Below are 11,610 nucleotides of genomic sequence, written 5' to 3'. Positions count from 1 at the left end.
TCGTCCTGAGCCAGGATCAAACTCTCCATAAAAGTGTTTGTGGCTCAAAATAAAATTCATTGACGAGATATCATGTATCTCAATAATTCGCTTGGCTTTTTTTGTTCAGTTTTCAAAGAACTAGGTTATCGCTCGTTAGCGACTTAACTAATATAGCATTCCTCATCTCTTTCGTCAATAACTTTTTTCAAAAAAAGAGAGGTTGTTGTTTGCTCATCGCAGCAACGTTTACTACTATACCAAGAATAGATAAATTAGACAACCCTAAATCACTATCCAATTTTTACAAGAAAAAAACTACAGCTATAAGCTGCAGCCTTCTCTTTCTATTCAGTAAGGTAAACAAAGTAAAGAATAAATACTACAAACAAGAAATACATAATTGGATGAATTTCTTTTCCACGACCTTTAAAGAACATTGTGATGGGATACATAATGAAACCTAGTGCAATTCCTGTTGCAATACTGTACGTGAGCGGCATTGCGATTATTGTTAAAAATGACGGAACTGCAATCTCAAACTTATTCCAATCAATTTGACTAAGCGCTGAAACCATAAGAACTCCTACAATAATCAAGGCTGGTGCCGTAACCTGAGCAGTTACAACTGTTAACAGCGGTGAGAAGAACAACGCTAACAAGAAGAATAATGCCGTAACTAAAGACGTAAACCCAGTTCTTCCTCCAGCTGCAACTCCCGCGGATGATTCAATATAAGCTGTTGTTGTTGACGTTCCCAGTATGGCACCGATTGATGATGCAGATGAATCTGCTAGTAACGCCTTGTTAGCTCTAGGCAATTTATTATCTTTAATAAATCCAGCTTGGTTAGCTACAGCATATAATGTTCCTGCTGTGTCAAAGAAGTCAACAAAAAGGAAAGTAAGAATAACGACTAACATTGTCACTGTAAATACTTGTGAGAAATCAACAGAAAATGCTGCTCCAAATGTTGGTGCAAGGCTCGGTATGGAACCTACAATTTGCGCTGGTCTTTCAATAAGACCAAAAATGACTCCAACAATTGCTGTTAAAATCATTCCATAGAAGATACCACCTCTAACACCACGGACCATTAAGATAACGGTAATAACAACACCGAAAATAGAAAGCAATGTCGTTGGGGCTAGCATATCCCCAAGTGAAACAACTGTTGCCTCATTAGGAACCACAATACCTGCACTTTTCAAACCGATAAAAGCAATAAATAACCCAATCCCGGCTGCAGCAGCATATTTCAGTTCAGCTGGAATCGCATTTATAATTAATTCTCGAACTCCTAATAATGTAATCAAAATAAAGATTATACCTGAAATAAATACACCTAATAACGCTGTTTCCCAAGGAACTCCCATACCGATACAAACAGAAAAAGCAAAAAATGCATTTAGTCCCATTCCTGGTGCTAATGCGATCGGATAGTTTGCAACTAATCCCATAATAATTGTACCAATTGCTGCAGCTAATGCTGTTGCAACAAATACTGCATCTTTATCCATACCGGCAGCACTTAAGATGTCTGGATTCACAAACAAAATATAAGCCATTGATAAGAAAGTTGTTAAACCTGCTATAAACTCCTTGCGATAACTTGTTCCATGTTCTTTAAAACCAAAATAACGATCCATTATAAAATTGCTCCTCCTCTTAGTTAGTTTTATTCATTAAGCAAAATATCGAGAAAACAGTTGGATCATTAACCTGGCTTTTGCCGAATCAATGGCAAAAGTCAAAAGTTAGTCGTATTTTGCACAAAAATTACTCATTGTACAAAAATAAGCTCTAGGTAAATTCTACCTAGAGCTTTGACAACAAAAAACCTGAAAGTACAAAAAGAAAGAATTGAGAACAGAACATCCCTCTTTACGTAACTATACTTTCCGATCCTCCGTAGTCAAGCCATTTACGGTAGCTTGGTAGAAACTATCGGGCCATATCCCCGAAATTATACGACTGATTTCGACATTTAATTTTCACATTATCAGTCTATCAGCGGAAGGATCACTTGTCAATCAATTTCCGAACATTTCTGTTATAAATTATTTTAATATTCGCCTATTCCCATTCAATGGTCGCCGGCGGCTTCGAAGTAATATCATAAACCACACGATTGACATGTTTTACTTCGTTTACAATTCTTGTTGAAATCACTTCAAGCACATCATAAGGAATGCGCGCCCAATCAGAAGTCATACCATCAATTGAGGTTACTGCCCGAATACCAACAGTATAGTCGTACGTTCTTGCATCACCCATTACTCCAACACTACGCATATCAGGAAGAGCCGTAAAGTATTGCCAAATTTCACGGTCAAGTCCTGCCTTTTTAATTTCTTCACGAAGGATAGCATCTGATTCACGAACAATCTCTAATTTCTCATCCGTAATTTCTCCTAAGACACGGATACCTAATCCTGGACCTGGGAAAGGCTGACGCCACACAATTTCATCTGGAATGCCCAGTTCTGTTCCTACTTTACGTACTTCATCTTTGAACAGTGTATTTAATGGTTCAATCAGTTGAAGCCTCATGTCTTCAGGAAGCCCACCAACATTGTGATGTGATTTAATCGTTTGGGCTGTAGCAGTACCACTTTCAATAATATCTGTATAAAGCGTGCCTTGTGCAAGGAAATCCATTCCTTCTAACTTCGAAGATTCTTCCTCAAACACATAAATAAACTCATTACCAATAATTTTACGCTTCTTCTCAGGGTCTTTAACACCTTTTAATTTACTAAGGAAACGGTCTTGGGCATCAATTTTGATAACATTCATATTGAAACCTTCACTGAATGTTTCCATTACACTTTCTGCTTCACCTTTTCGTAATAGCCCATGATCAATAAACATACACGTTAACTGATCACCAATCGCTTTATGAACAAGAACAGCAACTACAGAAGAATCTACACCGCCACTAAGTGCACAAAGAACTTGTTTATCTCCTACTTGCTCACGGATTTTCTCCATTTCAATTTCAATAAAGTTCTCCATTGACCAATTGCCTTCACATTCACAAATTTTGAAGACAAAGTTTTCAAGCATTTGATTACCGTACTCAGAATTACGCACTTCCGGATGGAACTGTACACCATAGAGGTGGCGTGAAACATCACTCATCGATGCAACAGGACAAGAAGCACTTGTCGCATCAACAACGAAGCCTTCAGGTGGAGCAACAATTAAATCACCATGACTCATCCATACTGATTGTTCTTTCGGTAACTCATCAAATAGCTTTGTTTCGTTTTGCACTGTGATCATCGCTTTTCCATATTCACGATGGTTCGCAGCTTCAACTTTCCCACCAAAGTGATGAGTCATCAGTTGCATACCATAGCAAATTCCAAGGACTGGTATTCCTAGATCAAAGATTTCTTCATCACAGCGTGGAGCCCCATCACCATACACACTATTAGGCCCCCCAGAAAAGATAACGCCTTTTGGATTCATTTTTTTTATTTCCTCAGCTGTAATCGTGTTAGGATGCAACTCACTGTATACACCTAAATCACGGATTCTTCTTGCAATTAGCTGATTATATTGCCCTCCAAAATCAAGTACAACAATCATTTCATTTACTATCTTGTCCATCTTATCCATCCTCTCAATGATTCCATTTGCAATCCCTAGATAAATGTATTATTTGAAACTTTTTATTAATGTATTAAAAAAAGCTAGAAAAACTCCCTTGTCACTTCATACAAAGGCAGAATTCTAGCTCTAGTACCTAAACGTTCTGCCTTCATAGTCAGACCATTTACGGTGGTCCGGTAGAGACTCTCAGGCCTTATTCCCAAGGATATATGAAGGTTAATACATTATGAAATTACCTAGATGAAAATACGGATTAATTTTATCAATGGTTGTTTAAACGGTCAAGAACTCATTTTTTTTACTAAGCTCTCCCATAACGGTTTCATCTCATTCCACATATCGCTTGAAGGCTTTCCACCGTAACATACCTTCTCATATCCTTTTGTAAGCTCGCCCATCTCAGTTGACTGCATCAGCCTATCAACCTTACAAGCATACTCTCTTAACGTTTCGTCAGTTCCCCTTTTAATTCCATGCTTGTCCAGTATTTTTAGTAATCCATTATATGCTTCTTCAAATACTTGATCGTCATCCCGCTTTTGAAAACGGTAGTATTGCAGCAGCCCATAAAAACGCCGGCGATTTTCTACAAAGAAAATGATGCATTTAATAAGCGAGTGAATGAGTACTAGCCCTAATACAACGAGTGGAATAATCTTTAACCATGCAGACCCGCGAATCGTGTTATCTTTATCTGTAAGTTCCACATTCACTTCATCTTCTTGCTCTTCTTCTTTTGTCTCTTCCTCAATATTTTCTACTTCTTCTTCCTCTTCTTCAATTACTTCCTCTTCATTCTCTACTGTTTGCTCTTCTTCAGTGTCATTAATAAATTCAGCGGTGTTATTGTAACCAACAGTCGGTTCAAACGGGACCCAACCTACGTCAGGAAAGTAAACCTCGACCCATGAATGGGCATTTTCATTACGAACTTCATATACCCTAACATCATCAGCTGATGTTTCAGTCAACTGACCAGGGGTAAAGCCTCGTACCCAGCGAGTAGGAATGTCAAGCGTACGTAGGAGAACTGCCATTGCTGAGGAAAAATTATCACAATAACCCCTTTGTGTTTCAAATAAAAATTGATCTACATAATCTTCATTATCATTTGGTCTAGGGACGTTGACTGTCTCATATTGAAATCGACTATAAAAAAAGTACTGTTCTATCGCCTTCGCTTTTTCATATCGTGATTCAAGACCTTCCGTAATCTCAAGAGCTAAATCATAAATTCGATCAGGGAGATCATCCGGAAGTTGCAAATAGTAATCCTGAATCTCCGACGGATCATTCTCATTACTATTATGAAGTGCTTCTAATGAAAATTGAGGATAGTCATAAATTAACGTATATTGTGACAATGTAACTTGTTGACCATCTTCATAAATATGAATTTTCCCTGTATATAAATCAGTGTTCGGGTAGAAGTTTCTACCTTCAGTTCCTATAAAAACAAATTGACCCGGATAAAAAATATGTGGATATTCTTTCCCTTCAGCCATTTGGATTTTTGCTTCTAGCCTTTCTGTGTCTACAGAAGAACGGTATAAATTAATATCACTATTCCCCGTACTTTCAGTTGAGACTTCCCAGCCCTTCCCTGTATAAAAATCCATAGCTTCCCCGCGCCAATAATGGGCCTTCTTCGTTTCTGCTGTGAAAACTAAGCTGTCATCTTCAGCAAAGCCTCCACCTAAATATTCAGCATAGGAGCTATAACCAATCGTTTGCGATGTTCCATTAACAGCATCTTCCCCAAACACTATCTTCTTCACCACTGGTACAGGATCTGACCATTGAGGATCAAATTTAGGCATAATAAAACCAAACCCAGAAGAAATCAAAATTATTAAGATAAGTGAAGATAACCACTTCAAAGAAAAACGCTCATGCAGGCTTCTCTTTTGTCCGTTCTCCAGTAACCGAAACATCTGCATTAATCCAAGAAGGCTAAAACCAATGATGACTACGCGAATAATAGCGTACGTACCATCATAAGGAGTGAATGTATCAACAGTTGTAACAAACAGAACTGTTAATAAAAAGAAAAGAAATATCCTTCTCTTCAGGACAATCCAATAATAAATGAGATAGCTCATTATTGATAATAAAACAAATAATAGGAAGCTTCGAAATGAATCTGAAAGTCCTTGCCAATCGCCAGCGAAAATGATTTCTACATTTTGCGCTATATCCATACCAAAGAGCATCGTCCAGTTTAATGAGAGAAACGGACCTACAAAGAAGAGAAGCTGAACTCCATATAAAATCGCGAGAAACTTTAGGGGCAATGACACCCAACTCGGCAGTTGCAAAAATGTAATAACAAATGAAAAAGCTGTAAACAATACAAACACATGAATACTTCCCGTCTCTGTAATCACCGGCACAGGACGAAGCCACTCCCAAAAAAGTAAAAAACCTAACCCATACACAAATAAATGATAAAACCAGTGGTATTTTCTTTTATGATCTAACATGTTTCTCACCTGCTTTTAGATCATCATTAAAGATCTTACTCTTCATAACATACGGTACAATGTTCATTTTCTTCAGCTCATTCATATACAGCTGTTCGTTTTTGTTTCCAGGTAAACCGTCAGTTACAAGGAAAAATGCCACCTTTGTTTTTTGCAAATCAAGGTTGTACATGCTCTTCACTGTTTCCTCAGTAACCGTTGTACTAATAACAAGTACGGTTGTTCCATTCGGTATGACATTGTCATTCATTACTTCACTGAATCTCGAACGATTTGTATAGTTGAGTTTTGCTAACTGTTGAAAAATATTCATTTGGTGTTCATCACTACATTGAATAGGCAACTTCTTGATTTTGTCTCCTGCAGCAACAAATCCAAGCATAATCTTATTTTGCATACTATAGCGAACAATCGACGCAGCTAATTCAACTGCCCTTTCAAACAACATAACCGACTGATAATGTTTGCTAACCAATGCACAATCAAAAATAAGCAAATAACTTTGTCCATCATACACTTCAAACTCTTTCGTCATTAATTTGCTCGCCCTTGCTGAGGCTTTCCAATGAATATTATTAAGCCGATCCCCTTGAACATAGTCTCTTACACCGCTTATTGACGCAATATCATCTCCATACTCATTTTGAGAATTCATCGATTGGACCTCATCCCGAGTTATGACTGATAAGTTGCGGAGGTCCTGATACTCCGGATAAACAAGGAGCGTATTCATAACCTTAAAATTCTTTACCTTTGTCACTAAACCAAAAAAATCACCTGTTCCTACCTCTACTGCATTTAAGTGATATTCGCCACGAGATATTAGTTTCAGGTCATAAGAAAATACTAACTCTTTTTTTAAAGAGAAGAAAAAAAGTTTGTTAGTTTGATAATCACCTGTTTTCTCCAACTCTTCAGGTAAACGATCCTTCAGTTGAAGGAAAAGAAACGGAAACATACTCTCTCTCTTCACTCGAACTGTAACAGTAACCTTCTCACCAGTTGTAAATACTTGTTTGTGTATCTCCCTCGTTACCACTAACCTATTAAATGGAAACGCAAGCACAACAAGTGCACTTATTAAAAGAAACGTAACACTATAAAACAAAAACCAACTAACAAATCCACCTTGAAACATCCCATAGACATATGTTGCTAGAAAAATAATGACTAAGATCACGATATTTATAACAAAGCGAATCTTTGGATTCAGTCTTTTCATTAGCGAATCGCTTCCTTCTTTACCGGAACTTTCATGCTTTTAATAATTTCATTAATAACTTGTTCACTTGAAATGCCGGAAATCTTTGCATCGGATTTTAAAATGATCCGATGAGAAAATGTATAAGGCGCTAAATACTTTACATCATCCGGGAGTACATAATCCCTGCCTTTGATAAATGCATACGCCTGACAAGCTCTCATTAACGCAATCGATCCGCGCGGACTTACTCCTAAGTAAACTTGTTGATGTGCTCTCGTCTCACTTACAAGATTAATAATGTATTTTTTTATTGCTTCATCGACATAGACAAGGGATACTTGCTCGATCATTTCTAACACTTGTTCAATTGTTACCACTGAGTTAATGAGATCGATCGGATGACCTTTTTCAATTCGATTTAATACTTCCAACTCTTCCTCTTGACTTGGATAACCTATTTTTATTTTAAATAAAAAACGGTCTAATTGCGCTTCTGGTAATGGATATGTTCCTCCGTACTCAATCGGATTTTGAGTAGCCATTACAAAAAAAGGCTTGGGAAGAACTCTCGTTTCACCATCAGTCGTGACACTCCCTTCCTCTAATGCCTCAAGAAGAGCTGATTGAGTCTTAGGTGAAGTTCGATTTATTTCATCTGCTAAAATTACATTGGCCATTACTGGACCTGGACGAAATTCAAACGTCATTGTCTTTTGGTTATATATTGAAACTCCAGTTACATCGGATGGTAATAAATCAGGTGTGAATTGGATCCTTTTAAACTCGGCTCCTAGCGTCTTAGCAATCGACCGAACCATCATCGTTTTCCCAACACCAGGGACATCCTCTAATAATATATGGCCGCCACTTAGCAGGGCAACAATACTTAGTTCAACTTCTCTTATTTTACCTACAACTACCTTCTCTATATTTTCAATCGCTTTCGCAATATAAGGATGGTAGGATTGATACAGTTTATCAGATAACATGCAGCAATTACCCCCTAACTATAAAACTAACTCTCATCATAAATAAATGATTGCCACTCTATCACTAATAATAACATAGTTGATTACAACAAAATCCTATTTTACGAGTATTGTCGATTTGTATTTAATGGTACATGTTTAGATAAAGCCACTTTTACTGGACACCCAAGAAAATTTTATAAAATAATATAAAAAGAGGTCACTCATGAGTTAAAAAAACAACTCAAGAGAGACCTCCATTTTAAAAAATACACTATTAAAGAAAAAGAATTTTCACCCTCATTATTTTTCTTTCTTTAAACTCTTAGGAATTTTAGGGGCATGTAAAGCAGGACTAGAAGCATTAACAAAAATTTTAGATAGAGCAACGGTCATTAGCGAGACATATTTTGCAGTTTTTTTCATTATTATCCTCTTCCTTTTTTCAGTGCTGTATTGAATTTGTATGTACAGTTGATACTAACTGGTGTCAATAGCAAAGCTTGTAACAATGAACCAAAAACAAAACCAGGTTGTCCGAAAAGTTGATAGATTACCATACTAATGCATACACATAAGATAGCAGCATATTTCTTTTTTCGTTCCCACTCCTTCGAATGTTGTAACTGGTGTGGCTCATAATAAGGAGCATACAATAATAGCAATCCGATCGTAATTATAAAATAAACATACATTAACAATGGAAAAGATGGTAACAAGATAAAAGCAATGACCAATGCTAGAGTCATTATGGAACAAGTAAGTGAGTCATCGAAGTGCGCCCCTCCAGTTAAAACTCGGAGGAGCATAAATGAGATTGTCACTTGTAACAATAATCCAAGTGCACCTAGCAATGCGCCAAAGACTAAAACTAGTACAAAAGTAAATAACAAATTAAATAGAATTGTAAATCCAAATACTAGAACATCATGTTGTTCCGTTTCATCGGGATTAGACTTTTTTATTTGGTTTGCAAAAACAATGGCCCATTTCTCAAACATCAAACCAAGCCTTTTTGATCGGAGGGAAATGAATACGAATATGTACTGGATTCAATTTCGATTGAACGATCACATGGTTTTTTTTGAATCGCAAAAGTGCATCAAAAAGCTGCAACTCTGCCGATTGATCTTCACGAATATCGAAAGGACTTGAAATCTCATATATGATTTCTTGCTTCGTGATTTTAATGTTAAAGTAAATACTTTTTTCTTGCGATTCAGGTAAGCGATATAGCATCAAAATTAAATCATCTAAAATAATGCTAAGATTCCTCACTTCTAGTAATGTTGTTCTAACATCGTCTTTAACTTCTGTGTTAACCTCAATCGACACGTTCAAAAGGCTTGCTAATTTTCGTTTGTTTATTATGAGTGCATAAAGCATCTCATCCAACCTATCAATACCGGAACGGAGACCAGTATCTAACCCCCCTGTTGAAGCACGTTTCTCTAATTGATTTTCATCTACATACTTCTTGATTAAGTGAGTGGTATTACTCTCGCAAAGCTTTGCGATTGCCTTAAAATGTAATTTGTAATCATCACTGAGTTTCTTTACGATTGTTGCTACCTGTTGATCCTGATCTAAATAAAACTTTTTCGCCTCAATTAACCGTTTCACCTGAAATTGCGAATGTAAAATAACATAAGTTAATAAGATCACAAATGTAAGAATCAAGGTAACGATAATCGTAAAAAATTTAAATGCAAAATTTTGGGTAAGAAAAACAAAATTGATTAAGACGATAAAGATAGACATTAACGTACAAATAAAAATGAGTATATTTTTGTACTTTTTACTAATCAAACGATCTTCAATTAAATAACGAAGCTCCGTTAATTCTAATTTAAAATAGTAAACACAATAGCATAATCCATACATTAAGAATGCCGTTGTTAATTGAATCGTCGTTGTTATCGGTAGAGTAAAATAGATTTGAACATATTGAAATTCTAATGCTTGAACGACCATTTCAATAATGAGCATTTGAACAAAATTATAAAAACCATATCCCATACTCATAATGACAAAGGCCTGTATAAAATTGGCTCTGAAAAATAATTTCACTAAAAATAGCAAGATCAAAATTTGGATTCCAATTATCATGGCTACTTGTAAAGATGTCATTCGAAATAGCATCGAAAGTACACTCATGATAAAAGCTAATATAATAATAGTTGTAAAATATTTTCGGTAATAGTATCCAAGTAAAACAACAGGAATTGATAAAAGAGCAATCCATTCAAGAGTGGATACTAAAACGAACACGATATAGTCCATAATGTTTTTCTCCTAACTACTCTGAACAGTCATTGCTTATTTTTTATATGGTGAATTTTGACTTTCTGGTATTTTAATCATAACATGGGCACCTTTAGTCGGATGATTTTGAATATCTAGTGTCCCTTTTAACGTTTCTATTATTGTTTTACAAATCGGCAACCCAATTCCTGTTCCTTCATCCTTTGTAGTAAAGAACGGGTAGAAAACTTGCTCAAGTTTCTCAGGGGGGATGCCAGGGCCGGTGTCAATCATTGAGATATGTACATCATTATTTTCTCTTGTGACTTGAATGTTAATTGCTCCATTTTCGCCAATTGCTTCTATTGCATTTTTGATAAGATTGATGACCACTCTTTCAAAACGATTTGTATTTCCAAAAATATACGCTTCTTCCGCTAAGTCGATCTTAATTTCAATATTTCTATCAGTTACTTGAAATTGGTAGATGGTCACGATCTTTTCAATACTATGTCTCACATCAATAATAGAAAGATTATCTTGATGTAAATGAGAATTGGATAAACTAAGAAGCTCTTGAATTAGCGATTCCATTCTTGTTGCTTCATCCTTTATGATCGATATGTAATGGGCAACATCCGGGTTTTCTTGGATGACTGGTTTCTTCTCCAAAAATTGGGAGAAACCAATAATTGATGTTAGCGGATTGCGAATTTCATGGGCAAAAAATGCCGCCATTCGTCCAATTACAGCATGTTGCTGGTCAATTGATTGATTTTCCTCTTCTATTCCTAACACCCGTTCATTTTCTTCTTTCAATTGTTGTTCCATTTTTTCATTACTTTGGGTCTTTTTTCGAAACCACTTTTTGTTAAATAAATTACTCATTCGAAGTACTCCTATGTATGTGTGAATTAAAATTGTTGCAATAAATCGTATGTCTATAATCCTTATCTGCACATTCTACTAAAATAGAATATATCACACTTTTTTGGATCTATATACTATTCTCATTTAATTGCAAAAAATCCTTTCTATAATAGAAATTTATAAATCACTTAACTATATCTTTTAAAAATAAAAACACACCCAATATGGATGTGTTTGCTTT

Annotated in this window: 9 protein-coding genes and 2 riboswitches; all 9 genes read right to left on the bottom strand. The window is 35.9% G+C overall.

Annotated elements, in window-relative coordinates; all coding sequences use genetic code 11:
- Positions 1-326 precede the first annotated feature (326 nt).
- Positions 327-1,628 carry an NCS2 family permease gene (locus ACJ2A9_RS23045; RefSeq protein ID WP_441424044.1) on the bottom strand — a complete coding sequence of 434 codons (1,302 nt, stop codon included), beginning with the start codon at positions 1,626-1,628 and terminating at the stop codon, positions 327-329.
- Positions 1,629-1,871: 243 nt separating this feature from the next.
- Positions 1,872-1,973: riboswitch (purine riboswitch) on the bottom strand.
- A gap of 82 nt (positions 1,974-2,055) precedes the next feature.
- Entirely contained in the window at positions 2,056-3,597 is a 1,542-nt protein-coding gene (gene guaA, locus ACJ2A9_RS23040) for a glutamine-hydrolyzing GMP synthase (protein ID WP_441424043.1), read from the bottom strand.
- Between the two features lie 134 nt (positions 3,598-3,731).
- Positions 3,732-3,833, bottom strand: a riboswitch (purine riboswitch).
- A 48-nt stretch (positions 3,834-3,881) separates the two neighbouring features.
- Positions 3,882-6,083 (bottom strand): DUF4129 domain-containing transglutaminase family protein, encoded by a 2,202-nt coding sequence (locus ACJ2A9_RS23035; protein ID WP_441424042.1) that lies wholly within the window; start codon positions 6,081-6,083, stop codon positions 3,882-3,884.
- Positions 6,070-7,305: a DUF58 domain-containing protein gene (locus tag ACJ2A9_RS23030; protein WP_441424041.1), complete on the bottom strand. Its 1,236-nt coding sequence runs from the start codon at positions 7,303-7,305 to the stop codon at positions 6,070-6,072. The genes ACJ2A9_RS23035 and ACJ2A9_RS23030 overlap by 14 nt, the downstream gene beginning before the upstream one ends.
- Positions 7,305-8,276 carry an AAA family ATPase gene (locus tag ACJ2A9_RS23025; RefSeq protein ID WP_441424040.1) on the bottom strand — a complete coding sequence of 324 codons (972 nt, stop codon included), beginning with the start codon at positions 8,274-8,276 and terminating at the stop codon, positions 7,305-7,307. The genes ACJ2A9_RS23030 and ACJ2A9_RS23025 overlap by 1 nt, the downstream gene beginning before the upstream one ends.
- 282 nt (positions 8,277-8,558) lie before the next feature.
- Positions 8,559-8,681 carry an AgrD family cyclic lactone autoinducer peptide gene (locus tag ACJ2A9_RS23020; RefSeq protein ID WP_441424039.1) on the bottom strand — a complete coding sequence of 41 codons (123 nt, stop codon included), beginning with the start codon at positions 8,679-8,681 and terminating at the stop codon, positions 8,559-8,561.
- Positions 8,682-8,683: 2 nt separating this feature from the next.
- Positions 8,684-9,256, bottom strand: a complete 573-nt coding sequence (locus ACJ2A9_RS23015; RefSeq protein WP_441424038.1) for an accessory gene regulator ArgB-like protein — start codon at positions 9,254-9,256, stop codon at positions 8,684-8,686.
- Positions 9,249-10,538, bottom strand: coding sequence for a hypothetical protein (locus ACJ2A9_RS23010; protein ID WP_441424037.1), 1,290 nt, complete (start codon positions 10,536-10,538; stop codon positions 9,249-9,251). Before ACJ2A9_RS23010 ends, ACJ2A9_RS23015 begins: the two co-directional genes overlap by 8 nt.
- Before the next feature lie 36 nt (positions 10,539-10,574).
- Positions 10,575-11,387 (bottom strand): sensor histidine kinase, encoded by an 813-nt coding sequence (locus tag ACJ2A9_RS23005; protein ID WP_441424036.1) that lies wholly within the window; start codon positions 11,385-11,387, stop codon positions 10,575-10,577.
- Positions 11,388-11,610 lie beyond the last annotated feature (223 nt).

Origin of the sequence: Anaerobacillus sp. MEB173 (assembly GCF_052119505.1) — a bacterium.
Classification (GTDB): Bacteria; Bacillota; Bacilli; order Bacillales; family JBJMAU01; genus JBJMAU01.
The sequence above is the reverse complement of the archived record's forward strand: the minus strand, read 5'-3'. Positions and strand labels throughout refer to the sequence as shown.

Coding starts and splice junctions, on each gene's coding strand:
- ACJ2A9_RS23045 (WP_441424044.1), bottom strand. CDS start 1,628: ATGGATCGTTATTTTGGTTTTAAAGAACATGGAACAAGTTATCGCAAG.
- guaA (WP_441424043.1), bottom strand. CDS start 3,597: ATGGACAAGATAGTAAATGAAATGATTGTTGTACTTGATTTTGGAGGG.
- ACJ2A9_RS23035 (WP_441424042.1), bottom strand. CDS start 6,083: ATGTTAGATCATAAAAGAAAATACCACTGGTTTTATCATTTATTTGTG.
- ACJ2A9_RS23030 (WP_441424041.1), bottom strand. CDS start 7,305: ATGAAAAGACTGAATCCAAAGATTCGCTTTGTTATAAATATCGTGATC.
- ACJ2A9_RS23025 (WP_441424040.1), bottom strand. CDS start 8,276: ATGTTATCTGATAAACTGTATCAATCCTACCATCCTTATATTGCGAAA.
- ACJ2A9_RS23020 (WP_441424039.1), bottom strand. CDS start 8,681: ATGAAAAAAACTGCAAAATATGTCTCGCTAATGACCGTTGCTCTATCT.
- ACJ2A9_RS23015 (WP_441424038.1), bottom strand. CDS start 9,256: ATGTTTGAGAAATGGGCCATTGTTTTTGCAAACCAAATAAAAAAGTCT.
- ACJ2A9_RS23010 (WP_441424037.1), bottom strand. CDS start 10,538: ATGGACTATATCGTGTTCGTTTTAGTATCCACTCTTGAATGGATTGCT.
- ACJ2A9_RS23005 (WP_441424036.1), bottom strand. CDS start 11,387: ATGAGTAATTTATTTAACAAAAAGTGGTTTCGAAAAAAGACCCAAAGT.